At 68.4% G+C, this 26,595-nt stretch carries 30 protein-coding genes and 2 riboswitches; of the genes, 11 read left to right on the forward strand and 19 right to left on the reverse strand.

Annotated elements, in window-relative coordinates:
- Positions 1–28 precede the first annotated feature (28 nt).
- Positions 29–150, reverse strand: a riboswitch (glycine riboswitch).
- Positions 151–303: 153 nt separating this feature from the next.
- Positions 304–400, reverse strand: a riboswitch (glycine riboswitch).
- A gap of 354 nt (positions 401–754) precedes the next feature.
- Positions 755–2,017, forward strand: coding sequence for a multidrug effflux MFS transporter (locus ACFONC_RS15075; RefSeq protein WP_386745446.1), 1,263 nt, complete (start codon positions 755–757; stop codon positions 2,015–2,017).
- Positions 2,018–2,140: 123 nt separating this feature from the next.
- Here ACFONC_RS15075 and ACFONC_RS15080 read toward each other — a convergent pair whose 3' ends face one another.
- On the reverse strand, positions 2,141–2,671 hold the full coding sequence (locus tag ACFONC_RS15080; RefSeq protein WP_386745448.1) for a cupin domain-containing protein: 531 nt from the start codon (positions 2,669–2,671) through the stop codon (positions 2,141–2,143).
- Between the two features lie 221 nt (positions 2,672–2,892).
- Here ACFONC_RS15080 and ACFONC_RS15085 point away from each other — a divergent pair, with 221 nt between their 5' ends.
- Positions 2,893–4,536, forward strand: a complete 1,644-nt coding sequence (locus ACFONC_RS15085; RefSeq protein ID WP_386745450.1) for a winged helix-turn-helix domain-containing tetratricopeptide repeat protein — start codon at positions 2,893–2,895, stop codon at positions 4,534–4,536.
- A gap of 31 nt (positions 4,537–4,567) precedes the next feature.
- Here ACFONC_RS15085 and ACFONC_RS15090 read toward each other — a convergent pair whose 3' ends face one another.
- The 9 genes from ACFONC_RS15090 to ACFONC_RS15130 all read right to left on the reverse strand — a co-directional run bounded on the left by ACFONC_RS15090 (position 4,568) and on the right by ACFONC_RS15130 (position 12,439).
- The gene (locus tag ACFONC_RS15090) at positions 4,568–4,753 is read right to left on the reverse strand and encodes an SRPBCC family protein (protein WP_386745534.1); all 186 of its coding nucleotides are present in this window, start codon (positions 4,751–4,753) and stop codon (positions 4,568–4,570) included.
- Positions 4,754–4,858: 105 nt separating this feature from the next.
- Positions 4,859–5,281 (reverse strand): DUF2231 domain-containing protein, encoded by a 423-nt coding sequence (locus ACFONC_RS15095; protein WP_386745452.1) that lies wholly within the window; start codon positions 5,279–5,281, stop codon positions 4,859–4,861.
- A 22-nt stretch (positions 5,282–5,303) separates the two neighbouring features.
- Positions 5,304–5,648: a hypothetical protein gene (locus tag ACFONC_RS15100; protein WP_386745454.1), complete on the reverse strand. Its 345-nt coding sequence runs from the start codon at positions 5,646–5,648 to the stop codon at positions 5,304–5,306.
- Between the two features lie 116 nt (positions 5,649–5,764).
- On the reverse strand, positions 5,765–6,487 hold the full coding sequence (locus tag ACFONC_RS15105; RefSeq protein ID WP_386745456.1) for an RNA polymerase sigma factor: 723 nt from the start codon (positions 6,485–6,487) through the stop codon (positions 5,765–5,767).
- 109 nt (positions 6,488–6,596) lie between these two features.
- Positions 6,597–8,567, reverse strand: a complete 1,971-nt coding sequence (locus tag ACFONC_RS15110; RefSeq protein ID WP_386745458.1) for a M2 family metallopeptidase — start codon at positions 8,565–8,567, stop codon at positions 6,597–6,599.
- 85 nt (positions 8,568–8,652) lie between these two features.
- Positions 8,653–9,087 (reverse strand): EamA family transporter, encoded by a 435-nt coding sequence (locus tag ACFONC_RS15115; RefSeq protein WP_386745459.1) that lies wholly within the window; start codon positions 9,085–9,087, stop codon positions 8,653–8,655.
- A 93-nt stretch (positions 9,088–9,180) separates the two neighbouring features.
- Positions 9,181–9,930 (reverse strand): COG4705 family protein, encoded by a 750-nt coding sequence (locus tag ACFONC_RS15120; protein ID WP_386745461.1) that lies wholly within the window; start codon positions 9,928–9,930, stop codon positions 9,181–9,183.
- Complete coding sequence (locus ACFONC_RS15125; RefSeq protein WP_386745462.1) at positions 9,927–11,591, reverse strand: phosphoethanolamine transferase; 1,665 nt, start codon at positions 11,589–11,591, stop codon at positions 9,927–9,929. The genes ACFONC_RS15120 and ACFONC_RS15125 overlap by 4 nt, the downstream gene beginning before the upstream one ends.
- Positions 11,591–12,439 carry a phosphatase PAP2 family protein gene (locus tag ACFONC_RS15130; RefSeq protein ID WP_386745464.1) on the reverse strand — a complete coding sequence of 283 codons (849 nt, stop codon included), beginning with the start codon at positions 12,437–12,439 and terminating at the stop codon, positions 11,591–11,593. The genes ACFONC_RS15125 and ACFONC_RS15130 overlap by 1 nt, the downstream gene beginning before the upstream one ends.
- Before the next feature lie 184 nt (positions 12,440–12,623).
- Between ACFONC_RS15130 and ACFONC_RS15135 the strand changes: the two genes are divergently transcribed.
- Together ACFONC_RS15135 and ACFONC_RS15140 are read left to right on the forward strand one after the other, a co-directional pair.
- Positions 12,624–13,319, forward strand: a complete 696-nt coding sequence (locus tag ACFONC_RS15135) for a response regulator transcription factor (protein WP_386745466.1) — start codon at positions 12,624–12,626, stop codon at positions 13,317–13,319.
- Entirely contained in the window at positions 13,303–14,595 is a 1,293-nt protein-coding gene (locus ACFONC_RS15140) for a sensor histidine kinase (protein ID WP_449284283.1), read from the forward strand. The genes ACFONC_RS15135 and ACFONC_RS15140 overlap by 17 nt, the downstream gene beginning before the upstream one ends.
- A gap of 35 nt (positions 14,596–14,630) precedes the next feature.
- Here ACFONC_RS15140 and ACFONC_RS15145 read toward each other — a convergent pair whose 3' ends face one another.
- From ACFONC_RS15145 to ACFONC_RS15165, 5 genes are all read right to left on the reverse strand, one after another.
- Positions 14,631–15,107 carry a hypothetical protein gene (locus ACFONC_RS15145; RefSeq protein WP_386745470.1) on the reverse strand — a complete coding sequence of 159 codons (477 nt, stop codon included), beginning with the start codon at positions 15,105–15,107 and terminating at the stop codon, positions 14,631–14,633.
- A 215-nt stretch (positions 15,108–15,322) separates the two neighbouring features.
- Entirely contained in the window at positions 15,323–15,586 is a 264-nt protein-coding gene (gene minE / locus ACFONC_RS15150; RefSeq protein WP_386745472.1) for a cell division topological specificity factor MinE, read from the reverse strand.
- A gap of 3 nt (positions 15,587–15,589) precedes the next feature.
- Complete coding sequence (gene minD, locus ACFONC_RS15155) at positions 15,590–16,399, reverse strand: septum site-determining protein MinD (RefSeq protein WP_386745474.1); 810 nt, start codon at positions 16,397–16,399, stop codon at positions 15,590–15,592.
- A 147-nt stretch (positions 16,400–16,546) separates the two neighbouring features.
- On the reverse strand, positions 16,547–17,350 hold the full coding sequence (gene minC / locus ACFONC_RS15160) for a septum site-determining protein MinC (RefSeq protein ID WP_386745476.1): 804 nt from the start codon (positions 17,348–17,350) through the stop codon (positions 16,547–16,549).
- 2 nt (positions 17,351–17,352) lie between these two features.
- On the reverse strand, positions 17,353–17,964 hold the full coding sequence (locus ACFONC_RS15165; RefSeq protein WP_386745477.1) for a GNAT family N-acetyltransferase: 612 nt from the start codon (positions 17,962–17,964) through the stop codon (positions 17,353–17,355).
- Positions 17,965–18,132: 168 nt separating this feature from the next.
- Between ACFONC_RS15165 and ACFONC_RS15170 the strand changes: the two genes are divergently transcribed.
- The 5 genes from ACFONC_RS15170 (at position 18,133) to ACFONC_RS15190 (ending at position 22,604) form a co-directional block, all read left to right on the forward strand.
- Positions 18,133–19,338, forward strand: coding sequence for a sensor histidine kinase (locus ACFONC_RS15170; RefSeq protein WP_386745479.1), 1,206 nt, complete (start codon positions 18,133–18,135; stop codon positions 19,336–19,338).
- Between the two features lie 100 nt (positions 19,339–19,438).
- Positions 19,439–20,080 carry a response regulator gene (locus tag ACFONC_RS15175; protein ID WP_386745480.1) on the forward strand — a complete coding sequence of 214 codons (642 nt, stop codon included), beginning with the start codon at positions 19,439–19,441 and terminating at the stop codon, positions 20,078–20,080.
- Positions 20,081–20,278: 198 nt separating this feature from the next.
- Positions 20,279–21,475, forward strand: a complete 1,197-nt coding sequence (locus ACFONC_RS15180) for an SRPBCC family protein (protein ID WP_386745481.1) — start codon at positions 20,279–20,281, stop codon at positions 21,473–21,475.
- Between the two features lie 72 nt (positions 21,476–21,547).
- Positions 21,548–21,934 carry a DUF423 domain-containing protein gene (locus tag ACFONC_RS15185; protein WP_386745482.1) on the forward strand — a complete coding sequence of 129 codons (387 nt, stop codon included), beginning with the start codon at positions 21,548–21,550 and terminating at the stop codon, positions 21,932–21,934.
- A 4-nt stretch (positions 21,935–21,938) separates the two neighbouring features.
- On the forward strand, positions 21,939–22,604 hold the full coding sequence (locus ACFONC_RS15190) for a DNA-3-methyladenine glycosylase family protein (RefSeq protein ID WP_386745484.1): 666 nt from the start codon (positions 21,939–21,941) through the stop codon (positions 22,602–22,604).
- A gap of 176 nt (positions 22,605–22,780) precedes the next feature.
- On the opposite strand, the gene ACFONC_RS15195 is transcribed toward ACFONC_RS15190, so the two are convergent.
- Complete coding sequence (locus ACFONC_RS15195) at positions 22,781–23,383, reverse strand: hypothetical protein (RefSeq protein WP_386745485.1); 603 nt, start codon at positions 23,381–23,383, stop codon at positions 22,781–22,783.
- A 215-nt stretch (positions 23,384–23,598) separates the two neighbouring features.
- Here ACFONC_RS15195 and ACFONC_RS15200 point away from each other — a divergent pair, with 215 nt between their 5' ends.
- Entirely contained in the window at positions 23,599–24,081 is a 483-nt protein-coding gene (locus ACFONC_RS15200; protein ID WP_386745487.1) for a glutathione peroxidase, read from the forward strand.
- A 3-nt stretch (positions 24,082–24,084) separates the two neighbouring features.
- Entirely contained in the window at positions 24,085–24,468 is a 384-nt protein-coding gene (locus ACFONC_RS15205; RefSeq protein WP_386745488.1) for a hypothetical protein, read from the forward strand.
- Positions 24,469–24,479: 11 nt separating this feature from the next.
- Here the strand turns inward: ACFONC_RS15205 and ACFONC_RS15210 are convergent, their stop codons facing one another.
- The 3 genes from ACFONC_RS15210 to greB form a co-directional block, all read right to left on the reverse strand.
- Positions 24,480–25,031 carry a TlpA family protein disulfide reductase gene (locus ACFONC_RS15210; RefSeq protein ID WP_386745489.1) on the reverse strand — a complete coding sequence of 184 codons (552 nt, stop codon included), beginning with the start codon at positions 25,029–25,031 and terminating at the stop codon, positions 24,480–24,482.
- 113 nt (positions 25,032–25,144) lie between these two features.
- Entirely contained in the window at positions 25,145–25,939 is a 795-nt protein-coding gene (locus tag ACFONC_RS15215) for a ferredoxin--NADP reductase (protein ID WP_386745490.1), read from the reverse strand.
- Positions 25,940–26,088: 149 nt separating this feature from the next.
- A complete protein-coding gene (gene greB, locus ACFONC_RS15220) occupies positions 26,089–26,592 on the reverse strand; it encodes a transcription elongation factor GreB (RefSeq protein WP_386745491.1) in 504 nt (167 codons plus the stop codon).
- Positions 26,593–26,595 lie beyond the last annotated feature (3 nt).

Raw genomic sequence — 26,595 nt, forward strand, 5'->3', positions numbered from 1 at the left:
CAATGGCGTGCGTGCGAATCCGCACGATGGGCGCCCCTCTGTCCTTTTGCCTGAGAGTTTGGAAGCGGGCGGGGGAGGATCGCGCGCTTCGTGCCCCTTCGGCGCCGGTTTTGCCTCTGACGGCTCCCCGGTCTCTCCAGAGTGATTGGGTCTGCCGACACATGCAGAGCGGGCCTGGCTGCGCCTGAAGCCGCGCGATACGGCGTCATCGCTCAGTTGCGTATCGACATACGCGCCTTCGCTCTTCCTTGCCTGGCGCGCCCTCAGGCACAGCCAGGCCCACTCCACATGTATCGACAGACCCTGCACGCGGCGGTCTGGGGCCTGAGCGATTACGGGCATTGCGCCTTCGGCAGCGGCCGCGCCTGTTCGGCAGGGCCGCTTCTCCCGCTGCGTGCTAGCGGGCGGATTATAGCCCGGCTGCCGGGGGTGGGCTTGCGGTATGCGGGGGCGGGGGCCGCGCTGCGACGGCGGTCAACGGGGGCTGGAGGGTGAATGGGACGATCCGTCCCGGTCGCGCGGCCGCGCGCCGCGTAAGATGGCCGGCCCCGCGCCTTGACGCCTTGTGGGAACGGCTTCGGCCGCGAGCTTTGACTCCCTCCCCTGCGAAGGCAGGGGTGAGGGGGTGCCTTCTGGATCAGCGCTAACCGTGGGCACCCCCTCCCAGCCTCCCCCTGCCTTCGCAGGGGGAGGGGCCGAAGCAAAAGCTCGTGGCTGAAGCCGCTCCCACAAGATCATTCCCCGTCCATCTTCCATGCCAGCCGCCCAGTCGAACTCGACCATCCCGCTCCGCCGCCTCGCCCTCCTGCTGGGTGGGCTGGCGATGTTCGGCCCGTTCTCGATCGACACGATCTTCCCCGCGTTCGAGCACATCGGCCGCGAGCTGCACGCCGACAAGGTGGCGATGCAGCAGACGATCAGCGTCTACCTGATCGCGTATGCGCTGATGAGCCTGGTGCACGGGCCGCTGTCGGATGCGCTGGGACGGCGGCGGGTGATCATCGGCGGGCTGGCGGTGTTCGTCGCCGCCTCGGTGGGCTGCGCACTGGCGCGCGACCTGCCGACGCTGCTGGCGTTCCGCGCGCTGCAAGGCCTGTCGGCGGGTGTGGGCCTGATCGTGGGCCGCGCGCTGATCCGCGACGTGCTGCACGGCGACGACGCGCAACGGCTGATGAGCCAGGTGTCGATGATTTTCGGCGTGGCGCCGGCGATCGCGCCGATCATCGGCGGCTGGATCCTCGGCTGGGGCCACTGGTCGGCGATCTTCTGGTTCCTGGTCGCGTTCGCGCTGCTGCTGTTGCTGGCGGTGTCGGTGGCGCTGCCGGAAACGCATCCGCCGCAGTTGCGCATGTCGCTGGCGCCGAAGCGCCTGCTGCGTGACTACTGGGCGATCTTCGCCAATCCGCGCTTCCAGCGGCTGGCGGCATCGGGTGCGTTCAACTTCAGTGCGCTGTTCCTGTACATCGCCTCGGCGCCGGCGTTCGTGATGGACCTGATGGGCCTCAACGAGCGCCAGTTCGGCTGGTTCTTCATCCCCATGATCGGCGGCATGATGCTGGGCGCGTACACCTCCGGGCGCATGGCCGGCAGGATCAGCGGCGCGCGGCTGGCGAATATCGGTTTCATCTGCTGCGGCGTTGGCGCGGTGGCCAACGTGGGCTACAACCTGCTCGTGCCGGTGCCGTCGATCCCGTGGGCGGTGCTGCCGATGGCGGTCGGTTCGTTCGGCATCGCGCTGGTGTTCCCGATCCTGACCCTCGCGGTGCTCGACATGTATCCGCGCCAGCGCGGTTCGGCGTCGTCGCTGCAGGCGTTCACGGGGTTGGTGATGAACGCGGTCGTGGCCGGCGTACTGTCGCCGCTGCTCAGCCACAGGGGCATCCACCTCGCGCTCGCCTCGGCGCTGTTCGCGCTGCTGGGCTGGGTGTTCTGGCGCTGGGAGATGGGGTTGGCCGGGCGGCACGTGCCGGAGTGCATCGAGGATGCCGCGGCACTGGAGCCCACTGAGCGCTTGTAGGGCCCGATGGGCGCGATGAGGGTTTGCCGACATGGCTCATCGCGCCCAAGGGACATTCCTGCCGTCAGGACCGGTATGCAGGCGGGCCCGCAGCCCCTGGCACCTGCGATCCTTGAATCAGGTTCACTCCACCAGTTGGCAGTACGTGTCCAGCACGTCGTCGCCATCCGGCGGCACGAACACCGTCGGCGGGGTTGGCGGAGCCGTGTGCGGCAGGAAGAACGTCGCCCGGACCGTGACCGGCGCATTGCTGAAGTTGCGCGCGGTGTGCGGGTTCTTGGGCGCCACGAATGCTTGCCCCGTCTGGTATTCGTGCTCGACGCAGTCGTCATCGATGATGGTGAGCGTGCCGCCGCCGGTCACGATGCCGAAGGTCGGCCCGGGATGGGTGTGCCAGTCGACGCCGCCGCCGTTGGCGGGAAGATTGATGTTGGCGGCCATGACGTCGAACTTCCTGCCGCGCCTGGTCTTGGGCATGATGATCGTCACCGGACCATCGATCACCCGGCCATCCGCGGCACCGCGGGCGCCGTTGGTGACGGTCGCGCCGCCAAGGAGGGTTCCGGCGACCGCCGGAGTCGTCACGGCGGCCAGGCTGCCCGCTGCCGCGACCACCACGGCAATCCCGATCCTGCGAAGTTTCATGGATTTCATTTCGTTCTCCTCGTAAACGTCAGTTCACTGCACACCGGGTGCAGGGCCGTGGAATCCGCATGTATGGAAAACGTGCGTCCAAGCCCCCCACTTGCCACGCCAACCAGTATTCACGCGCGCAGGCCGCCTGCTTGAAGACTGCCCCAAGGTTTCCTCAAGATTTCCCGAAGATTTGCTAATCTGGACCCGCGCCACCGCCAAGGCGGCGCCCGAGGTGGACGATGGCCGACCCGAGGACGGCAGTTCCCAGCCAGCAGGCGATCTTCGAGTTCGCGGACCTGATGCTCGATGCGCGCCAGCGCGCGGTTTTCCGCGGTGCACTGCGCATCCTCCTGCCGAAGCTGACCTACGAACTGCTGCTTGCCCTCGTGGACGCGGCGCCGGGCGTACTGACCCACGACGACCTTGCCGAGCGGGTCTGGCGTGGACGCCTGGTGACGCCCGAAACGTTGAACCAGCGCGTGCTGTTGCTGCGCCACGCCCTGGGCGACGACGCGCGCAGCCCGCGATACCTGCGTGTCGTCCGTGGAGTGGGGTACCAGCTCGTTCCGCCGGTCAGGATGCGGCGGGATCCCGGGGTGCAACCGTCGCCGTTGCCCATGGTGGCTTCCGGGCAGCAGGGCGGGGCCGAGGGTCTTTTCACGGACCCTTTCGGGAGCATCGACCTTTCATTGCCGGCACAGCCGTCGATCGTGGTCCTTCCCTTCGATGCCGATGACGACGCGGAACACCGCAATTTTGCCCGCGGGCTGACCCACGACATCATGACCCGCATCGCGCAGACCCACTCTTTCTTCGTGATCGCGCGCGGTTCGGCCTTTGCGTTCGCGACGGGGCCGCATGACGTGCGCGAGGTGTCCCGCCGGCTTGGTGTCCGCTATGTCTTGCAGGGCGATGTCCGGATCGTCGGTTCAAGGGCGCGCATCAACGTGGCGCTTGCCGATGCCGTCGAGGGCAGGGAAATCTGGGCGGAGGACTTCCATCGCGGACTGGAGTACGTGTTCGAGACGCAGGAAGAGGTCACCGACCTGGTCGTCGGGGCGATCGCGTCGGAGATCGAGTTGGCGGAGCGGCAGCGGGCCTTGCTCGAGATGCCGGCGAGCCTGGACTCGTGGAGCGCCTACCATCGCGGGTGCTGGCACATGTATCGCTTCACACCCGAAGATTACGACCGTGCGGAGGAGTTCTTCGAGTTGTCGGCAAGGCTCGACCCGAATTCGTCGCGGGCATTCGCGGGCCTTTCCTTCGTGCATTGGCAGCGGGCCTTTTTCGAAACCTCGCCCGACAGGGCCGGCGAGGCCCAGCGTGCGTTCGAACTGGCCCATCAGAGCTTCTCCCTCAATCCGGATGAACCGCTTGGCCACTGGGCGCTCGGTCGGGCGCATCTGCTGCGTGGCGACGTGGCTGGATCCATCGAAGAGCTGGGCACGGCAACGGCGCTGAATCCAAGTTTCGCCGTGGGCCAGTACACCCTGGGATTCGCGCTGATGCAGGCCGGCGAAACCGAGCGCAGCATCGAGATGGCGGACAAGGCGCGACGCCTGAGTCCATTCGATCCCATGAGCTTCGCGATGAACGGGGTGCGCGGATTCAGCCTGGCATTGGTGGGTCGCTACGACCAGGCCGCCAAGCTCATGGCGCTCGCGGTGCGGCAGCCGAACGCACACTACCACCTGTTCGCCATGGCTGCGGTGTGCGACGTGCTCGCAGGCCACGAGGGAGATGCGCGACGCAACCTTGGGCGATTGCACGAAGCCAGGCCGGGGTACGGCGGGATGGATTTCCTTCGCGCGTTCCAGTTCCAGCAGCCCGCGCACAGGAAGCTGGTCGACAACGCGTTCCGCCGCCTCGGACGGTTGCGCTGACGCCGGTCGCGGAGCCCCGCGGCCTTGCGGATTACCCTGGCGCCCCTGGTGCGCGCGCCTCCCCGGAGTCGTCGGGCGGGTAGTGGAAGTCGGACTCCACCCGGCAGCGGTCCACGCCCAGTGGTACCACGCGATTGGTCTGCAGGCGGCCAGGCAGGATGTTGGGCATGATGTTCGGCCACGGCCAGTAGTACAGCGCGTCGCCGTTGCCGTACAGGCTGCCATCGCTTTCGAGCGGGCTCTACTGCTGCGAAGTCGCGGGCGATGTGCTGGTGGTGGCCGAGCGGCTGTAGCGGCCGTGGCGCGGTTCAGACGTCGCGATTCAGGCGCTGCCGACGTGGTGCTGGTAGACCAGCTTGCCGCCCAGCCACCCGGCGGCGGCCAGGCACAGGAAGCCCGCGATGCTCGTCGCCAGCGCTGGCCATGCTGGCGCAACCAGGGTAGTGCCCTGCAGCCGCAGCAGCAGGCTGGTGGCGTAGAGCACCCAGGCTGCCATCGCCAGCAGCATATGCCGGCGCGCATCGGCCAGCGCCGGGCTGTCTTCCGCGATGCGCGCGAACTCGAACAGGCCGGCGCCCATCGCCGCCAGCGCGGCGACCGTGCCGATCACCAGCAGCACGCCGGCCAGCCACCACGCCGGCTGCCCGAACCACAGGCTCGCCAGGTCGGCGATGGTCGCCAGCGACCAGCAGGCCACCGGGAAGTGAACCAGCGCTGGATGCAAGGGATGGCGGGCGATGTTCACGGCATGCTCCGGCGACGCGGTGCTAGATCGCCAACACCGCGCTGAGCAGGGTCAGGAACCCGACCACCGCCACGCTCGCATGCACGAACACGATCGCCTTCGGCGCGACCTGCTTGCGCAGGTGCAGCGAGGCGAGATAGAAGCCGCCGAGCGCCGCGAGCACCAGGATCCCGAGCGCCGCCGTCACGCGGCCTGCGCCCTGGCCCTGCAGCACGGTGACGATCAGCAGCACCAGCCCGCTGGCGCCGAGCAGGGCGTGGAGGATGGAAATCGCCCACGGCGCGAGCCTGCCGCGCAGCACGCTGGAAGCCAGCACGAGGCCGCCGAGCGCGGCGACGGCGAAAACGATGAGTGCGTAGGTGAGCATGGCGGATTCCTCTTGTCGTTGATGGTCGAGTGCGTGCGTTCTTGCAGGAACGAGTTCAGCTGCGAGCCTCCGCCTCCGCCTCCACCGACAGCAAGAGCTCGCGGCTGAAACCGCTCCTACAGGCGGTCGCCGGTGGTCGCTTCGGTTGCCGCCGCAAGGCGCGCGAGCACCGCCTCGGTCATGCGCGCGCAGCGCGGGCCGAGGAACGGGAACGCTTCGCCCAGCGTGGCGGCCAGCGAATCCTGCAGCGTGCCGCGCAGCAGCCGTCGCGCCCGGTGCAGCCGGGTCTTGACCGTTTCCGGTCTGACCCCGAGCGTGGTCGCGGTCTCGTCCACCGAGCAGCCTTCGACTTCGCGCATGATGAATACGATGCGGAAGGCGTCCGGCAGGTCGTCGATGGCGTGCTCGATCAGTCCACGGATCTGTGCCCGTGCCGCGGCGGCGGCCGGGTCTTCGTTGCCGAAGCGGTTGGGGAACGAGACCACGCGCGAATCCTCCTGCGGCGTGGCTTCGAACGTGGCGATGTCGACGCTCGGGCGACGCCTGCGCAAGCGGCCGTTCGCCTCGTTGAGCACGATGCGCGTCAGCCAGGTCGACAGGGACGACTCGCCGCGGAAGGTCGAGAGCGCGGCGAAGGCGTGCGTGTAAGCCTCCTGCACGACGTCCTCGGCCTCGGCATCGTCGCGTACCACGGCGCGCGCGACCCGGAACAGGCGCTGGTTGCAGCGCTGCATCAGCTCGCGGAACGCACCGCGCTGGCCGCGCTGCGCCAGCGCCACCAACTCGGCGTCGGGCAGGGTGGACCAGGCGATTGCTTCGGTGGCGGCGCGATCGGGCATTGAGGGCTCCTCTTCACCGATCGGATGCAGCAGTGCGGAAAAGGTTCCCGCCGGCCCGCTCAGCCCGTTTCCTTCAAGCCGGGGCGCGTGGCCCCGGCTCCGGTGCAGGTCAGCCGCCCTTCGGCTTTTCGCCTGCCGTGGCGCCTGCCGCCTGCGGCGCCGGCACCTGCCAGCCGCAGGACTGGCCTTCGTTCTGCTGCTTGAGCCATTCCTGCAGCGGCGCGAAGTATTCCAGCACGGGCGCGGCATCGAGCTTTTCGCTGCCGGTCAGTTCCTTCATCGTCTGCTGCCACGGCTGGCTCGCGCCCTTGTCCAGCATCGCCCAGAACTTCTGCCCGGCGACCTTGTTGCCGTAGAAGCTGCACTCGTACAGCGGGCCCTTGTAGCCGGCCGCGTCGCACAGTGACTTGTAGAACTGGAACTGCAGGATGTGGGCGAGGAAGTAGCGCGTGTACGGCGTGTTGGCCGGCACGTGGTACTTGGCGCCCGGGTCGAAGAACTCCTCGCCGCGCGGTTCCACCGGCGCCACGCCCTGGTACTGCGCCTTGAGCCGCCACCACGCGGCGTTGTACTCGGACGGCTTGATCGAGCCGTCGAACACGCCCCAGCGCCAGCGGTCGATCATCAGCCCGAACGGCAGGAACGCCACCTTCGCCAGCGCCATGCGCATCTGCGAGTTGATCAGCGCATCGTGGCCCTGCTGCTGTTCGCCCACCAGGCCGATCGAATGCAGGTACTGTGGCGTCATCGCCAGCACGATGGTGTCGCCGATAGCTTCGTGGAAGCCGTCGTTGGCGCCGGCCTGGAACAGCGGCGGCAGCTTGTTGTAGGCCAGGTAGTAATAGACGTGGCCCAGCTCGTGGTAGATGGTGGTGAAGTCTTCCTCGTTGGGCTTGATGCACATCTTGGTGCGCACGTCGCCGGACATGTTCATGTCCCAGGCGCTGGCGTGGCAGACCACGTCGCGGTCGCGCGGCTTGATGAACTGCGCCTTCTCCCAATAGTTGGCCGGCAGCTCGGGCATGCCCAGCGAGACGTAGAAGTCCTGCGCGCGCTCGGTCATCTTCTTCGCCATCTCGAGCTGCGCGGCGTGGACGACCTCGGCGCGGCCGTCGGTATCGAGCATCACGTTCTGCTTGACCAGCATCTCGTTGAGGTTGGCCTCGTACTGCTTCTTGAGCGCGCCGGTGACGTCCAGGCTGCCGGCGTCGGGATAGGGCTCGAGCACGTCCCACAGGTTGCTCCAGTCCTGCTGCCACATGTTGCCCATCAGGTGCGCGGGCAGCAGGCCGTCGACCGAGCCTTCACCGGGGTACTTCGACTCCAGCCGCGTGCGCGCGTAGCAGTGCAGCTGGTCGTACAGCGGCTTGACCTGGTTCCACAGGCGGTCGGTTTCCGGGCCGATCTGCGTGGGCGGCATGTCGTAGCCCGAACGCCACAGCTCGCCGGCGTCGGCATAGCCCATGTCGCGCGCACCCTGGTTGACCAGTTCGACGAAACGCGTGTAGTTGCCGCGCATGGGCTTGGCGATCGAATGCCAGCCTCGCCAGGCGTCGAGCTGGTCGTCGTAGTCGCGGTCGTTGCGCAGCACGTCCTCGAGATCGCCGAGCTGGCGGCAGTCCTCGTCGTCGCCTTCGCCCTTGCAGTAGGTGCCCGAGCCGTACGTGCCCTCCATCTCGGTGGCGATGCGGGTCAGCTCGGCCAGCTTGGCCGGGTCCTTGGGCGGCGGCATCGCGGTGCCGATCTTGAGCAGGTTGATCGCGCGCGCGGTCTGCGGCGACATCTCCTTGCCCTCGAAACGCTTGGCCTGCTCGAGCCAGCTGTTGAGCTGTGTCAGGAAGCGCTCGTTGGACTTGGCCGCGATCAGCTTGCTGTCGTCGGTGATGTAGGTGTTGGAGATCCACTGCGCGGCGGTGATCTCGGGGTACATCGCCATGAGCTCGTCATTGACCCGCTCGATGAACTGGTCGGCAGTCTCGTCCTTGGGGACCGTGGGGCCGGGCGAGGATTCGCGCGTGCAGGCCGACAGCGCGAAAGCGCCGGCGATGGACAGGGCAAGAAGCAGGTGGCGATAGGTCACGGAAATCCCCGGAAGCCGTGGCAGGAAGGCTGCAGGCTAGTGCGTGGCCGTGGCGGTCGCAAGGGGCGCCGCCGCAATGCGCGGGCTAGCGGCGGAAGCCCAGCACCAGGACGCCGGCGCCGACCAGCGCGATCCCGAGCCATTCGCGCGGACTGGGCCGCTCATGCAGGAACGCGAATGCGAACACCGCCACCAGCACCACGCTGAGCTTGTCCACCGGCGCGACCTGCGAGGCGTTGCCGATCTGCAGCGCGCGGAAGTAGCAGACCCAGGAAGCGCCTGTCGCCAGCGCCGAGAGCACCAGGAATCCCAGCGTCGATGGCGGCAGCGCCAGCGGGTTGCTCATCTTGCCCGTCGCCGCGACGAAGGCCGCCAGCACCACCACGATCACCACCGTTCGGATCAACGTGGCGAAATCCGAATCGACGCGCTGCAGGCCGAGCTTGGCGAAGATCGCGGTGAGCGCCGCGAAGCAGGCCGAAAGCAGCGCCCAGTGGAACCAGCCCATGCCGTGGTTCATTTCCGTTCCTCCGCTCGGTTCGCTGGGGGCCGTGGCGTGGTCGATATTCCGCGCAGGCCCGTCGACGCGGTGCCACGACGCATCGGGCGGCGATCAGTGTGCGCGTCGTGCTGGTCGCTGTGGAAGCGCCATCACCAGCATCACGACCAGTGCCAGCAGCACCACGCTGGCGACATAGCGACTCAGCCCCAGGCCGCCGTGCTGCAGCGGCTTGTCGAGGAAGTCGCCGACCACTGCGCCGAGCGGCCGGGTGAGGACGAAAGCGGCCCAGAACAGCACGGTACGCGAGATGGATGTCCTGAAGTACGCCAGCGCGACCAGCAACAGCAGCGACCCGAACAGCACCGCGCTGCCCGCATAGCCGAGCCCGGCCGAATCCGCGGTCCAGTCGCCGAGGGCGGTGCCCAAGGTCTGCGAGAACGCGATGGTCACCCAGTAGAACGCCTCGGACCTGGTAGAGGCGACGCTGCCCATGTCGATCGAGCCCGTACTGCGCTTCCACAGTGCGAGCGAGGCCAGCAGGAGCAGGACGAGCAAAGTGCTGCCGCCCGCGTAACCGATCCCCAGTGAGCGGTCGACCAGGTCAGCCAGCGTGGTGCCGACGGTCGTGGACATTATGATGGCCGCCCAGTACGGGAAGGGGTGGAAGCGCTCGGCGCGAACCTGCACCGCAACCGCGGCGGCGAACAGCACCAGGAAGATCGCGGTACCGGCCGCATAGCCGAGCTGCATCGACATCGTGATCGCGTCGCCACCGGTTTCGCCAAGCGTGGTGACCAGCACCTTGACGATCCAGAACCCGAGGGTGACTTCTGGAACCTTGGCGAACGCATCCTTGCTCATCTCAGTGCGTGCTCGCAGCGGCGCAGCAGGTCCGATTTCGGGTCGTAGATGCCGGTCTGGACCTGGAACATGCCCAGGATGGTGGGGAACAGGTTGTCGTGGCTGGCCGGCTCGTCCGCAATGTGCCGCATGCATTCCAGGTCGAGTCCCTCCTGGCGCGCGAATCCGGGCGAGAACCACATCACCATCGGCACCCGGGTCTGCTGGCTGGGAGCGATCGCGCGCGGCACGCCGTGCAGGTACAGGCGGTTCTCGCCCAGCGACTCGCCGTGGTCGGACACGTAGATCAATGCGGTGTCGTAATCGGCTTGGTTCCGCAGCAGGTCGATCGTGCGGGCGAGGACATGGTCGGCATACAGCACCGCGTTGTCGTAGCTGTTGACGATTTCCCGGCGGCTGCAATTGCCCAGCTGCTCGGTGTCGCAGGCCGGGGTGAAGTGGCGGAAGGCCGGCGGGTAGCGCTGGTAGTACGCCGGCCCGTGGTTGCCGAGCATGTGCAGCACGACGATGCGGTCGCGGCCGTCGGGCGCGAGCCGCGCCTGCAGGCCGGACAGCAGGATCTCGTCGAAGCAGCGGTTTCCGTTGCACAGCGCCGGGTCGGTGGCATCGGCCATCGACTCGAACGCCAGCCCGTCGCATACGCGCTTGCAGCCGGACTGGTTGTCGCGCCACAGCACCTGCACGCCGGCGTGCTGCAGCACGTGCAGCAGCGACTGGTGGCTGCGGATCTTCTTCGCGTCGTAGTCGTGGCGGCCGTAGGGCGAGAACATGCACGGCACCGAGACCGCGGTGCTGGTGCCGCAGGATTCGACGTCGGGGAAGTTGACGATATCCTGCATCGCCGCCAGCTCCGGCGTGGTCTGGCGGATGTAGCCGTTCAACCCCCAGTTCTGCGCGCGCACGGTTTCGCCGAGCACGAACACCAGCAGGCGCGGCCGCGCCCCGGCTGCGCGTGGCAGTTCGCGGGCGTCCTCGCCGATTGGCAGCAGTGGCCTGGTCGGGCCGGGCGGGGTGGACAGCAGCACTTTCGAGAGCGACACCAGGTAGTTGGACGGCGTCACCAGGTAACGCACTTCGCGGTGGTTGCGCGCCAGCGCCGACAGGTCCTGGAACGCGAACAGCGCGCTCGCCGCGGCCAGCACCAGCATGGCGACGAGAAAGGCCAGGCGAATCCACAGCGCGCGCGGCAGGGTGCGCCGTCGAAGCCGCAGTCGCCACAGCATCGCGATCGGCAGCACCGCCAGCGCCAGCAGCGGGAGGACCAGGCCCGCCCCGATCAGCTCGCCCGCTTCCCTCGGGTCTGTTTCCAGGACATTGCGGATCATGTCCGGGTCCAGGTAGACCTTGAAGCTGCCGATGTAGTGGGCGGCGAACGCCGTGGCCACGAACAACACTGTCAACAGCGGCTTCGCCGTCCAGCGCGACAGCACCAGCCCGAGCAGGAATGCCTGCAGCGCGGTGACGAACACGAACACCGCCACCAGCAGCCTCGCGTCCGCGTGGATGTCCGCGACCAGCGTGTGCCACAGCTCGTGGTTGCAGGCGACGGTGAAGAACAGGCTGGCCAGCAGCGCCAACACTTCGGTCGGGACCGTCGGCCGCGCACGCAGCCACGCCAGTGCGCGTGGCGGAAGGGGGTGGAAGATGTCGGAGGCGACCATCACCTGCCTCCATCGGCAGGGGCGGGCGCATTCCGCGGCGCCGGCGCGGCTCCGCCGCGGGCGAGCATGGCTCGATGCAGCAGCAGCGCGACCAGCCAGCAGATCGTCAATGTCCAGGCATCGTGCGAGGCGAAATGCGCGCCGCGCAGCTGTTGGGAAACGCCGAACACCAGCCCCGCGCACAGGCCCGCGGCAAGTCCTTTCCAGCGCCATCGTGGGCGCGTGCTGCCGAAGAAGAAAAACAGCGCCACCCACGCATAGCCCGCGCTGGCGTGGCCGGCGGGGAAGCAGCGCCCGCGCGGCGCATGCGCGGGCAGGGCGGCGAGCAGGTCGTGGTAGCTGCGCGTGCCGCCGAAGCCGACCAGGTCCCAGGGGCAGTCGACGTGCGTCCAGGACTTCATCCAGGCCACGACCGAGGTCGACAGCAGCACCGCCAGCGCCAGGTACAGCAGCGGCCGGCGCCACGACCGCCATCGAGGCCTGCACCAGGCGACGGCCGCGCAGGCCACCACGCCCAGCCAGGCGAGCACGCTCAGGCGCTTGCCGCCCTCGTGGACCAGCGTGCTGGTGACGAAGCCGTCCTTCAGCGCCCAGTGGCCGCCTTCCCACAGGTAGAGGTGGCCGGCCAGCCAGCGGTCGCCGCCGAGCTGGAGCAGCACGAAGTTGGCCGCGACGAACACCGCCAGCGGCAGCAGCAGCTGCCACGCAAGCCATGCCGGCATGCCCGATTGCAGGATCCGGACGCTGCCGCCGGCGCTGCCCCGGCGCCGGGCGGGGCCTGGCAGGTCGGTGCCGGGGCCGTGGATCTGCGCCGGCGCACGACGGGCAGGCAGGTATCGATCGATCAAGGTGGTCACTCGTCCGGCCGGGGGCGGTCGCCCGGCTGCGCGGCAGATTGGCGGCGCGGGTGTCGGAGCGCGGTAGGACGCGGGTTGGAGCGGCGTTAAGCGCGACCGATGTCCATGCAATTCCGACATCGCAGGTGCGATCCTGCGCGGATGCCAGGCCCCGTCGAGGCCGGGGAGCAATTGCATGCGACTGCTGGTCATCGAGGACAACCGCAATCTCGTCGCCAACCTGTTTGATTACTTCGAAGCGCGCGGCCACGTGCTCGACGCCGCGCCCGACGGCGTGACCGGCCTGCACCTGGCCAGCACGCAGGCCCACGACGTGATCGTGCTCGACTGGATGCTGCCCGGCCTCGACGGCCCGGGGGTGCTGCGCCGCCTGCGCGAGGAGCACGGCCGGGACACGCCGGTGATCATGCTCACCGCGCGGGATGAGCTGCCCGACAAGATCGCCGGCTTCCGCGCCGGCGCCGACGACTACCTCACCAAGCCGTTCGCGCTGCCGGAGCTGGAGGTGCGGCTCGAGGCATTGCTCGCGCGCGCCAGCGGCCGGGTCCGGCGCGTGCTTGAAGTCGCCGACCTGCGCCTGGACCTGGCCACGCTTGAAGCGACCCGCGCGGGTCGCCGCCTGCACCTGTTTCCCGCCGGCCGCAAGCTGCTGGAAGTGCTGATGCAGGCCAGCCCGGCCGCGGTCACGCGCGACCGGCTCGAATACGCGCTGTGGGGCGACGATCCGCCGGACGGCGACATGCTGCGTTCGCACGTCTACGAGCTGCGGCGCAGCGTCGACGCGCCATTCGAAACCAAGCTGATCCAGACCCTGCCGCGCGTTGGCTACCGCCTGGCGGCCGTTGATGCGGAAGATGCCGGCGATGCGTAGGACCGGCCTGCGCCTGCGCATCACGCTGTTGGTGGTGGCGTACATGCTGCTGCTGTCGCTGGCGGTGGTCTACCACGGCAACGTGGTCAACGAGCGCGCCGAGAAGCTGGTCTGGACCTCGCTGCTGCAGTCCGAGCTGGACCACTACCTGCGCCGCGCCGCGGAGGACCCCGATTACCGGTGGCGCGACACCGAGGACGTGGCGCTGTACGGCGAGCCGGGCGCAACGGTGCCGGCCCGCCTCGCCCGGCTGTCCCCCGGGATCCATGACGAAGTCCGCGTCGACGGCGGGCAACGCGTCGCGCTGGTGAGGGACGTCGACGGGCGCCGGCTGGTGCTTACCTTGGACATCACCGAGTTCGAGCAGCGCGAGCAGCATCTGACCGTGCTGATGGCCGGTTCCGCGCTCGGCGGCCTGCTGATCGCCGGTCTGCTGGTCGCCTGGGGCCTCGGGCGTTTGGTCAAGCCGCTGGCCGACCTGGCACGCGACATCGCCGCCCTGCGGCCTGATCGCGGCGGCCAGCGCGTGGCGGTCGGGCGTCGCGCGAGTTCGGAGCTGGTGGTGATCTCCGACGCGGTCAACGACTACCTCGCCCGCAACGAGCGCTTCGTCGAGCGCGAGCGCGCCTTCATCGACAGCAGCAGCCACGAGTTGCGCACGCCGGTGGCGGTGATCGCGGGCGCGAGCGAACTGGCGCTCGACCAGCCGGGCACGCCCGATGCGGTACGCAACCAGCTCTCGCGCATCCTGCGCACCGCGCGCGGCGTGGAGCAGCTGCTATCGCTGCTGCTGGTGCTGGCCAAGGACCCGCAGCGCCTGGCCCAGGTCAGCGACCAGTTCCGCCTCGACCAGCTGCTGCCGGAGATCGTCGACGACCACCTCCACCTGTGCGCCGACAAGGATCTCGAGCTGGACGTGCGGCCGCTGCCCGCCTGCGAGCTGCTGGCGCCGCTGGCCATCGTGCAGGCCGCCATCGGCAACCTGCTGCGCAACGCGATCGAGAACAGCGACCGCGGCACGATCTCGATCGCGCTCGAGCGCGGCGGCGTGGTGGTGATCGAGGACCCCGGCCACGGCATGTCGCCGGAGGAAATCAGCATCATCTACGCGCGGATGGCGCGCGGCGGCGACGGCGGGCGCAATGGATCGGGCATCGGCCTGGACCTGATCGCGCGGCTGTGCGAACACCTTGGCTGGCGGCTGGAGATCGAGCCGCGCACGCCGCGCGGCACGCGGGTGACGCTGGACCTGGGGCCGGCACTTGCCGGCAGCTGACCAGCCTTCGCACGCCGCGGGCGGCGGTTGGAAGGTCAGCCAGGCAGGCGCAGCGTACGGTCGGCCGCGACCAGGCCGCGTTCGACCAGCCAGGCCCAGGCGGTATCGGCATCGCGTTCGAAATACGCCGCCGCCGAGCCGAGCCGGAACGTGTAGCCCCAGGCATCCATGTCGGCCAGCACGCGCGCGCGGCCAACGCCGGGCAGCATGTCGCCGAGCAATGCCTGCAGCAGGCAGACGGCGTCTTCTTCCTCGACCGAATCGGTGGCGTCGGTATGCACGGCCGAGCGCCGTTCGGGCGGCAGCACGATCAGGTGGCAGGCTTCGTGCAGCAGCGAGTGCACCGGGGTGTCGCCGCGCGCATGCACGGTTGCACCGATCAGGCCGGCTTCGCAGTCGCCCCAGTAGCTGCCGGGGATGGACGCGTCGTCTGCTACGCGTTGAAGTTGCAGGTCGTAGCGGGAGAGGAGGGTGGTGGCGTCCGCGAAGGAAATGTCGCGCAACCGCAGCACGTTGCGCTCCGCTCCCTCTCCTTCAAGGGAGCCGGGCCTTGCTCCCTCCGGAGGGTCGGGGTGGGGATGGGCTTCGGTGCGGGGCATGCGTAAGTTCATTGCGACGGATGGGAAACCCATCCCCACCCAACCCTCCCCTTGAAGGGGAGGGCTTCTGGCTCGGGCTCTTGAAGGGGAGGGCTTCTGGCTCGGGCTCTTGAAGAGGCAGGGTTTTGTCAGGCCGTCGCCGCGCGCCCTTCCGGCAGGGCGACCGAGATATCGAGCACGTCATGCTCGCCGTCCTTCACCACGTCCACCTTCACCGCGTCGACGTCGACGCTGACGTACTTGCGGATCACTTCCAGCAGTTCGCGCTGCAGCAGGGGCAGGTAGTCCGGCGCGCTGCGGTTGGTGCGCTCCTGGGCGATGATGATGCGCAGGCGGTCCTTGGCGATGGAGGCGGTGTTCTTCTTCGCCTTCAGGAAATCGAACATGCCCATGCCTCAACCCCCGAAGATCTTGCTGAAGAATCCTTTCTTCTCCAGCTGGGTGAAGCGCATGGGCCGCTCCTCGCCCATCAGCCGCGCAACCGCGTCGTCGTAGGCCTGGCCGGCCGCCGATTCCATGTCCAGGATCACCGGCTCGCCCTTGTTCGAGGCGTTGAGCACGTCGCCGGACTCGGGGATCACGCCGATCGTCTTCAGGCCGAGCACTTCCTCGACGTCCTTGACCGACAGCATCTCGCCGCCGTCCACGCGCTGCGGGTTGTAGCGGGTCAGCAGCAGGTAGGCGCTGATCGATTCGCCGTCCTCGGCGTGGCGGGTCTTGGAGTCGAGCAGGCCCAGGATACGGTCGGAGTCGCGCACGCTGGACACTTCCGGGTTCACCACCACCACGGCCTTGTCGGCGAAGTACATCGCCAGGAACGCGCCCTTCTCGATGCCGGCCGGCGAGTCGCAGATGATGTAGTCGAAATCGTCGTCGGCCAGGTCCTTGAGCACCTTCTCCACGCCTTCCTTGGTCAGCGCGTCCTTGTCGCGGGTCTGCGAGGCGGCCAGTACGTACAGGTTCTCGAAGCGCTTGTCCTTGATCAGCGCCTGGCGCAGCGAGGCTTCGCCCTGGGTGACGTTGACGAAGTCGTACACCACGCGGCGTTCGCAGCCCATGATCAGGTCGAGGTTGCGCAGGCCGACGTCGAAGTCGATCACCACGACCTTCTTGCCGCGGCGCGCCAGTCCGCACGCCAGGCTGGCGCTGCTGGTGGTCTTGCCGACGCCGCCCTTGCCCGATGTGACTACGATGATTTCAGCCAAAGGATTTCTCCGTGATTCTTGTTGGTGGTGGAGCCGGGGATGGTTATCGATGATTCGTGGTTAGCGATTGGTTATCGGCGTGCAAAAGGGCGCGCGCCTGCGATCGTTGGACCCCCTGTTTCGTGGGCCACCGCCACCGGCCCACGCTCACTCCAGCACCGCGATCTTCAACTCTTCGTTTTCCAGCCAGACCTGCACCGGCTTGCCGTGCAGTTCCTTCGGGATGTCTTCCAGCACCTTGTAGTTGCCGGCGATGGCCACCAGCTCGGCGTGGAACGCACGACAGAAGATACGTGCCTTTTCGTCGCCCTGCGCGCCGGCCAGCGCGCGGCCGCGCAGGGCGCCGTAGATGTGCACCGAGCCGTCGGCGATGACCTCCGCGCCGGCGCCGACCGTGGTCAGCACGGTCAGGTCGCGGTTGTCGGCGTAGACCTGCTGGCCCGAGCGCACCGGGGTGGCCTGGATGAGGCCGGGCTGGCCGGCGGGGGCGGGGCGGGCCTTGGCTTCCGCCTTGGCAGGAGCAGTGGAAGCCGCGACCGGCTGCCGGGCTGCCGGGGTCGCGGCTTCCGCCGCCCCTGCGGCCGCTCCGGCGGTGGGTTCGTACTGCGCGCGGAACTTGGCCAGCAGCGGCAGGCCAAGTTCCACCGACAGCTTTTCGTTGTCGCTGCTGCCCCAGGCCAGCGCCACCGGAAGCACGCCGGCTTCGCGCAGGCCGTCGAGCAGCGCACGGGCGGAGGCGGCGTCCGGGGTGGCGGCCAGGCCGCCGAAATCGACGATCACCGCGGCGCGGGCGAACAGCTTGGGCGCGCGCTTGACCCGGTCGGCCATTTCCGCGGCCAGCCGGGCGACGTCGAGGGTGCGCACGCGCAGGTTGGCGATGCCGACCTGGCCGATCTTGAGTTCGCCGGCGGGCTCGTAGTCGTGGGCCGGGTGTGCCGAAGGCGATGCCACGCTCAGGTCCCCGTCGCGCGGTGGGGCGCGGGGGCCGGCGGGCGCGGCCGGGTCAGCCACGGGGCGTTGGGCAGTTCATCGCCGTAGTGTTCGCGCACCCAGGCGTAGCTGCACAATTCCTTGATCAGCATCGAGGCGCGGATGCCGGACGGCTCGTCGGTGGTCCCGGGCATCACGTGCTGGCCGACCTCGTGGAAGCCGAAGCTGCCGTGGAACACGCGCGCCGGGTCGCTGTCGTGCTCGACGAACACCTCGCAGGCCATCTGCGGGTAGCGCAGCTCGGCGTAGCTCTGCACGTCGGCGTAGAACGCGCGGCCCAGGCCGCCTCCGCGGCGGCGGCTGGCGACCACGATGCGGTCGATGTAGAAAAAGCGCTCGTAGCGCTCGCCGAACCAGCGGAAATTGCTGCTGTCGTGGCCGCTTTCGGAGCCGAAACCCACCAGGAAGCCCGACAGCGTGCCGTCGCGCACGGCCACGCGGAAATACTCGGCGGTGTCGAAGAACCGGCGCAGCCTCGCGGCATCGAGGGGCAGGATGGCGGGGCCGGCGGCGTTGTTCAGGGCAAGGATGGAATCCAGCTCGTGCTCGCGCACGTCGCGGACGACAATCGACATTCCTGACTCCCTTGCTTCAAAAGTGCGGCATCGGCCGGATATAACGAAACGGGCGCTTGGCCGCGGCCGCGATTATCGCACGGCCGGCCCGCGGGGGCGACTTCCGCGACCGTCGCCGGCATGACTTTCGGACGGTCGTTTCGCGCAGCTTTGCGCCTACCATGGGGTATGTTCACGCACCTCGACCACAGCCGCCTGCTGCGCTTCGCCGGCCTGTTCACGTGGGCCGTCGTGGGGCTGCCGCTGCTGCTGCTGTCGCTGCCGGTGGACCAGGGCGACGAACTGGTGGTGGCCGCGGCCCTGGGCTGGCAGGCCTGGCTGGCCTGGGCGATCTTCGGCTTCAGCTACGCCTGGCTGACCCGGGCGCTGAGCGCGCGCCGGGCCGGTGCGCTCGATTACCTGCTGCTGGTGCTGCTGACCGGCAGCGCCATCGCGATCAGCTATTACAGCGCCAGCGGCCTGGGCAGCATCCTGCTGATGGTGGTGGCCTGCGTGCTGCCCTGGCTGCTGCCGTTGTCGGTGGGCGTGGCGCTGCTGGTGCTGTGCGAATTCGTGATCGTGCCGGTATACATGCGCGGCCTGGGCATGTATTGGGGCGAAGCGGTGATGCAGGCGGTGCTGTACTTCGGGGTGACCGGCTTCGTCTTCGTCACCAGCATGGTCGCCCGCCAGCAAGCCCAGGCCCGCGATGAGCAACGCCGGCTGAATGCCGAGCTGCGCGCCACCCGCGCGCTGCTGGCCGAAAGCGCGCGGGTCAACGAGCGCACCCGCATCTCGCGCGAGCTGCACGACCTGCTCGGCCACCACCTCACCGCGCTGAGCCTGAACCTGGAAGTCGCCAGCCACATCACCGAGGGCAAGGCGCACGAGCACGTCGGCCAGGCCCACACCCTGGCGCGGCTGCTGCTCTCCGACGTGCGCGAGGCGGTCAACCAGATCCGCGGCAACGATGCGATCGACATGTCCGCGACCCTGCTGCCGCTGGCCGACAACGTGCCCGGGCTGCGCATCGACATGGTCATGCCCAGGCCCTTCCTGCTCGACGACCCCGAGCGCGCCCACGTCCTGCTGCGCTGCACCCAGGAGATCATCACCAACGCCGTGCGCCACGCCCAGGCGCAGATGCTGCGGCTGCGCTACGCCTGGGACGGCGATGCGATCCGCCTGCAGGCGCGCGATGACGGCCGTGGCACCGAGAACCCGAACGCCGGCAACGGCCTGGCCGGCATGCGCGAGCGGCTGGCGAGCTATGGCGGCGAGCTGGAAGTCGAATCCGCGCCGGGGCAGGGCTTTGCCCTGAACCTGCGCCTTCCGCGCGGGAGCGGCGCGGGGCTCGGCAAGCCGGCGCCGCCGCGGCCGGTTGCCGCGACATGAGCGGCATGGTGCCGGCATGCAGCGTGGTCGAGGGTGCATCCTGCACCGCGGGCATCCCGTGCGCGGGGCGCCATGATTCGAAGGATTGGGAGGCAACGACATGATCCGCGTGTGTCTGGTGGACGATCAAACCCTGGTACGGCAGGGCATCCGCTCGCTGCTGGCGCTCGACGACGGCATCGAGGTGGTGGCCGAGGCGAACGACGGCCGGCAGGCGGTGGAACTGGTGCCGCAGGTCAAGCCCGACGTGGTGCTGATGGACATGCGCATGCCGGTGATGTCCGGCCTGGAGGCGCTGCAGGCCCTGGCGCACCTGAATGCGCTGCCGCCAACCATCATCCTGACCACCTTCGACGACGACCAGCTGGTGCTGGCCGGGCTGAAGGCCGGTGCCAAGGGCTACCTGCTCAAGGACGTCTCCCTGGAACAGCTGGTCGGCGCGATCCGCACCGTGGCCGAGGGCGGATCGCTGGTCCAGCCGGCGGTGACCCAGCGCCTGCTGTCGGGCCTGGAGCACATGCGCAACGACTTCGTCAGCCTCGACCGGCCCGACCCGCTTACCGACCGCGAGACCGAAATCCTGCGGCTGATGGCCTCGGGCTTCTCCAACAAGGAGATCGCCAATTCGCTGGGCGTGGCCGAGGGCACGATCAAGAACCACGTGTCGAACATCCTGTCCAAGCTCGGCGTGCGCGACCGCACCCGGGCCGTGCTCAAGGCCTTCGAGCTGCAGCTGGTCTGATCGTAGGGCGGGTCTTGACCCGCCACGCCCGCCTGCCTCCGTTGATGGCGGGTCAAGACCCGCCCTACGTGCCCCGTGGGGGCATGCGGGCGCCGCGTCATGCCCATCTCCCGCGGATGTCTCGCCCGTGCCCGCTCAAATTGCTACGATTGCCCGTCTGCGCCCGGCCCGGCCGGAAATGGTCCTGGAGAACCCTGAATGACCCGTCTCATCGAGATCCTGATTTCGCTTGCGATCGTTGCTGCCCTGATGCTGCTCGTGGGCCTTGTCCTGCCGTCCAGCCGGCACCTGAGTGAAAGTGTCGAAACCAACCGCAAGATGACGATCGTGTTCGACACGCTCAACAGCCTGCGCCGCTTCACGGACTGGAACGCCCTGGCATTGCGCGACCCGCAGGCGGATTTCGACCTGTCCGGCCCGGCGTCGGGTGTCGGCGCCAAGCTGACCTGGACGTCGGACGTCAAGCAGGTTGGCGAAGGCAGCTGGGAGCTGATCGAGTCGGTCCCGCGCAAGAGCGTCAAGTACGCGATCGAGGACCAGCGTCGCGGCCATGACAAGGTCACCGAGTTCACCCTGACCCCGACCGGCCGCGGTGCGGTCAAGCGCAACGTCGAGATCACCCAGACCTACGACGTCGAGTACGGCTGGAACCTGATCGGTCGCTACGCCGGTCTCTACGTCAGCCGCCACGTCGGCGACGACATGAAGCTGGGCCTGACGCGCCTGAGCAGCATGCTGGCTTCCGTGCCGAACGTCGATTACGCCGTGAAGGGCAGCAAGATGCGCGGCATGGCCGTGATGGAGCGCCCGGCCGAGGACCTGCTGGTCGTCAAGGCGGGCTCGATCGAGCGCAACAACGAGAAGATCAAGACGTCGATGAAGTCCAACATGGAGTGGATCAAGCGCACCATGGACGCCAACGGCCTGGTGGCCGCGGGCCCGATGCGCATCATCTCCACCGAACTCGGCCGCGAGAACTACACCTTCGACATCGCCCAGCCGGTGCGCAAGGCCGGCTCCGGCGCGGACGAGGACGCAGGAAACGGCGACGAGAACGAGGACGAGAAGACCGCCACCGCCGCCGAGCAGGACGGCGACGAGCCGACGTTCGTCGTCGACACCCAGACCCCCGTGGTCGCCGCCGGCGAACCGCTGGATGTCAAGATTCCGGATGGTGCCCCGGTCGAGTACGTGCAGACCGAGCCCGGCCGCGTGGCGATGACCTACTACACCGGCTTCATGGCCGAACTGGACAATGTCCGCAATGCGCTGCGTGCCTGGGCGCTGACCCAGGGCGACGACGTCGTTGGCCGTCCCTACGAGATCTACAAGAACGGCATCGACCAGGCGTTCACCGCCGAGGGCGAATACGAGGTCTACTGGACCCTGAAGTAGGCTCGTTGGTTCGATGATGTTGACCGGCACGCCGCATCCCATGGTGCGGCGTGCTGCGTTTCCGGGGATTGCATGATCGATTCCACCTCAACGGCCGCGGTTCCGGGCCCGGGCGCCGCGCAGCGTTCGCTGGCCTTCGCCGGCGCCGTCCTGGCCGCCGCATCGGTGGGGCTGTCGGCCTATGCGTCGCATGTCGCGGTCGGCGCGGGGCAGGCCGCGCTGCTGGTCGGCGCGGCCATCGCCTTCGGTCACGGCCTCGCACTGGCCGCGCTCTCGCGCCAGGCGAAGCGGCGCGTGGCCGTGTTCGCACTCGTTGCCATCCTGGCCGGCACGCTGCTGTTTTCCGGCGGCCTGGTCGCCGCGCACTTCACCGGCGCAGCGGCGCGCACCGCACCGTTCGGCGGCTCGCTGCTGATCGTGGCGTGGCTGGCCTGGGCCGTCGACGTCCTGCGGAAATAACCCGATGCCACGCTACAGGCGCGGTTTCGATACGCAGGAAGCATTCGCGCACCTGGCCCGGCGCGACCGCAAGCTTGGCAAGTGGATGAAGCGGATCGGCCCGATCGACGCGGACGCGCGCTGGCGCAAGTCGTTCGACCCGGTCGATGCGCTCGCGCGCGCGATCCTCTACCAGCAGCTCAGCGGCAAGGCGGCCGCGACCATCGTCGGCCGCGTCGAGCAGGCCATCGGCAGCGAACGCTTCCACTGCGACACGCTGGGCCGCGTCGACGACGCCAGCCTGCGTGCCTGCGGCGTTTCGGGCAACAAGGCGCTCGCCCTTCGCGACCTGGCCCTGCGTGAATCGCGCGGCGAGATACCCGACCTGCGGCGCATGTCCACGATGGCCGAAGACGACATCATCGCCGCGCTCGTGCCGATCCGCGGCATCGGCCGCTGGACGGTCGAGATGATGCTGATGTTCCGTCTCGGACGCGCCGACGTGCTGCCCGTGGACGACCTGGGCATCCGCAAGGGTGCCCAGGAGGTCGACCGGCTCGACGCCATGCCCACCCCGAAGGAACTGGCCGCGCGCGGCGAAAGCTGGGGTCCCTACCGGACGTACGCCAGCCTGTACCTGTGGCGCATCGCCGACTTCCCCGCGAAGACGACAACGCCGAGGCCGACGTAGGTCGGGGCTACACCCCCGACGGCTTTCCCGGCGTGGATGGTGCGACGGCTACGGGATGGCGTGGGCGTCGGGGGCATAGCCCCGACCTACGGCGCGCCGTGGGGGTGTTACGGGTAGACGCAGGGCGTCATGCCGGAATACCAAGACGCCACTCAGCTCCTGCGCGAGATCGCGGCCTACAGTGTCTCGAACTGGCGGACGATCCAGGAAACCTGGTAGGCGAGGCTGGCGATCACGAACACGGCGTGGAAGCGGCGGTTCGGGGTGATCATCGCGATCGCGCACAGCACCACGTAGGCGAGGCTGCGCAACTCGAGCTCCGGGCCGAAGCCTTCGAAGTAGCCTCGGCCCTTGATCCAGGTGTCGGCCAGGTCCACGACGTAGGCCAGCCCGAGCAGGCCGAAGAACCACTTGCGTCGCGAGAAGAAGTAATCCCGGTAGTCGCGGTAGCCGTCGAGGCTGTCGGGGAAGATGATCGCGCACAGCAGGTACAGCAGCAGCGCGTACAGGGCGATGAACAGGTACAGCAGGAACGTCCAGTGCACCATGTTGACCAGGCGGAATTCCCACCACCAGAAGTGCAGCAGGTACAGGAACATCGACACCGCCCACAGCAGGTGCACCCAATAGACGCGTTCGCGCACGGGACGGTCGATGATGCGGGCGAAGTGGCGCAACAGGTGGGTCAGGCCGAGGCCGACCACCATGCCCAGCAGGACCCGGATGTGCAGGTACTGGCTGGCGAGCGATACGGCGTGATCCGGCTCGGGCGGCTGCATCGGGCGATTGTGGTGGCGCGGCGGCGGTGTCGCAAGTCGCGGCCTTCGCGCATCGGGGGCGCAAGCCTCGACCTGCGGCGCGCGTCCGCTTGTGCGGCGTGCGGTGGCCGCATGGGCGCGGCTTTGCCGTGCGAGGGATTGAGGGCTTCCGCGGGGCTTGCGACTTGCCGGCCGACGCGGTGAGATATGCCACGAACGCAAAGGGACCCCGCGCCATGACTACCGCCCACGATTTTTCGGCCGTCGACATCGACGGCCACGACAAGCCTCTCTCGGACTACGCCGGAAAGGTGTTGCTGGTGGTCAACGTGGCCTCGCAGTGCGGCTTCACGCCGCAGTACGAAGGCCTGCAGAAGTTGTGGCGCGACTACCGCGACCGCGGCCTGGTGGTGCTCGGATTCCCCTGCGACCAGTTCGGCCACCAGGAGCCGGGCGACGAGGCTGCGATCAGGAATTTCTGTTCGCTGACCTACGACGTCGACTTCCCCATGTTCTCCAAGGTCGACGTCAACGGCGACGGCGCGCATCCGCTGTGGAAATGGCTGAAGAAGGAGAAGGGCGGCCTGCTCGGCATCGACGCGATCAAGTGGAACTTCAGCAAGTTCCTCGTCGGTCGCGACGGGCGGGCGATCAGGCGCTATGCGCCGGCCGACAAGCCCGAGTCGCTGGCAGGCGACATCGAACAGGCGCTGGGCTGAGCCATGGCTGCGTCGAACGATCGCTATCGCCTGGAAATCACGCCGCACGGTTCGGGGCTGCGTGCCCATGTCGCCGGCGAATCCAGCCTCGACACCACATTGGCCTACTGGCGCGCGATCGCCCGCGAGGCCCGCGAGTGCGGCGCGGCCTCGCTGCTGCTGGTCGACGAGATGATCGGCGAACCGCTGGGCGAATCCGACTGGCTGACCCTGGTGGCCAGCATGCAGGGCGAAGGGCTGGAGAAGCTGAGGATCGCCCACGCCAAGCCGCTGGGGCTGCAGCAGGTGGAGTTCTGCGAGATCTTCGCGCGCGATGCCGGCATCGAGGCGAAGGTGTTCGAGAGCGAATCGCTGGCCGACATCTGGCTCCAGTACGGCGAGCGGTAGGGCCGTCGGCGTCAGCCGTTGGCGGGTTTCGCCAGCGCTTCCGGCGGCAGCAGTGCGAGCATTTCTTGGATGAAGCCGTCGATCATCTCTTCCGAGTAGCCGCGATGGACGTGGGCGACCTTGCCGTCGACGTCGACGATGAACATGTTCGGTAGCGCTTTCACGCCGTAGCTGTCGCTGATCCGGCCCTTGGGATCGCGGATGTAGCGCAGGTCGATGTCCTTGTTGGCGCGGATCACGGCGTTGAAGTCGCGCCGGTCTTCCTTGAAGTTGACCGCGATCACTTCCAGGTGATCGCGCCCGACGATGGATTGCACCTTGCCCAGCACGGGCAACTCGCGCCTGCACGGCCCGCACCAGGAGGCCCAGAAGGTGACGATCACGACCTTTCCGCGGTACTGGCTCACCGTGACCGGGTTGCCGTCGCGGTCGTTGCCGAGCACGTCGGGCGGGATGTCGCCGGGACGTGGCTGCGGCGGAAGGTCTTCGCCGGCGCCAGCCGGCATGGCGGGCAGCAGGCACAGCACGGCGGCCATGCAGGCCGCGATCAGCATCGTTTTCATTCCCCGTCCCCTTGTCGGATGGGGGGAGCATACGGTGCTGGCCGGTGATTTGCTGGCCGGCCGCGCCTTGATGCGGGTCTTCGGCCTTGCATCCGTGGTGTCGGGGGGGCGACCTACTTTTCGACGAAGGCGCGCTCGAACACGTACTGGCCGGGCACGCCGATGCGCGGGGCGGCGGTGAAGCCGCGGGCGTCGAGCAGGTTGCGGAAGTCGGCCAGCATCTGCGGGCCGCCGCAGATCATGGCGCGGTCGTGCACGGCGTCGAGCGGGTCGAGGCCGAGGTCGGCGGCGATGCGGCCGCTGTCGAGCAGGGTGGTCAGGCGCCCGCGCTGGTCGCGGCCGTCGAAGGCGAAGTCCTCGCGCGAGACGGTCGGGTAGTACAGCAGCTGCTTCGATATCTGCTCGCCGAGGAACTCGTGCCGCGGCAGCTCGTTGACGATGTAGTCGCGGTAGGCAAGGTCGCCGGCGTTGCGCACGCCGTGGCAGAGCACGACGCGCTCGAAGCGCTCGTAGGTGTCCGGGTCCTTGATGATCGCCAGCCACGGCGCCAGGCCGGTGCCGGTGCCGAACAGGTACAGGTTGCGGCCGGCATGCAGGTCGTGGATCAGCAGGGTGCCGGTGGGCTTGCGGCCGACCAGCACGCTGTCGCCGGGGCGGATGTCCTTCAGGCGCGAGGTCAGCGGGCCGTTGGGCACCTTGATGCTGAAGAACTCCAGCTGCTCCTCCCAGTTCGCGCTGGCGATCGAGTAAGCGCGCAGCAGCGGACGTCCGCCGACCTCCAGCCCGATCATCACGAACTGGCCGTTGTCGAAGCGGAAACCGTCGTCGCGGGTGGTGGTGAAGCTGAAGTAGTCGTCCGTCCAGTGACGGACATCCAGCACCATTTCGGTGCCAAATGCGGAGGCCATGCGGGGAGGGGTGTGGACTGCGAGACGCCCATTTTAGCCGATGCGCCCCGTGACCGTAGGTCGGGGTCCCGCCCCCGACGGCTCTTGATCTTCGGCCCGTGATCCGCGGCCACCGCCCCGCAGAAAGCCGTCGGGGACGGGACCCCGACCTACGGGGCGTAGTCCACCGCTACGATGAAGAATCGCCGGGTTCCGCCGGGCAGCTGCGCTTCGAACTCGTCGTCCGTCCGCTTCTTCAGCATTGCCCGGGCGAGCGGCGAGTCGATGCTGATCCAGCCTTGCGCGGCGTCTGTCTCGTCGGGTCCGACGATGCGGTAGCGCGTTGCTTCGCCGCTCTCCGCGTCCTCCACCTCGACGCGCGCGCCGAAGAACACCGCGCTGCGGTCCGCGGGCGCGGCGTCCACCACGCGCAGGGTTTCCAGGCGCTTGCTCAGGTAGCGCACGCGGCGGTCGATCTCGCCGAGCTGCTTCTTGCGGTAGGTGTACTCGGCGTTCTCGGAGCGGTCGCCCTCGGCCGCCGCGGCGGTCAGGGCGCGGACCACTTCCGGGCGACGCACCCGCCACAGGTCGTCGAGTTCGGATTTCAGCCGCGCATGCCCGGCCGGGGTGACCAGCGCGGTGCTTTTCTCGCCCGGCGGACGCCAGCGTCCCACGTC

Source organism: Luteimonas soli, assembly GCF_042648865.1.
Classification (GTDB): Bacteria; Pseudomonadota; Gammaproteobacteria; order Xanthomonadales; family Xanthomonadaceae; genus Luteimonas; species Luteimonas soli.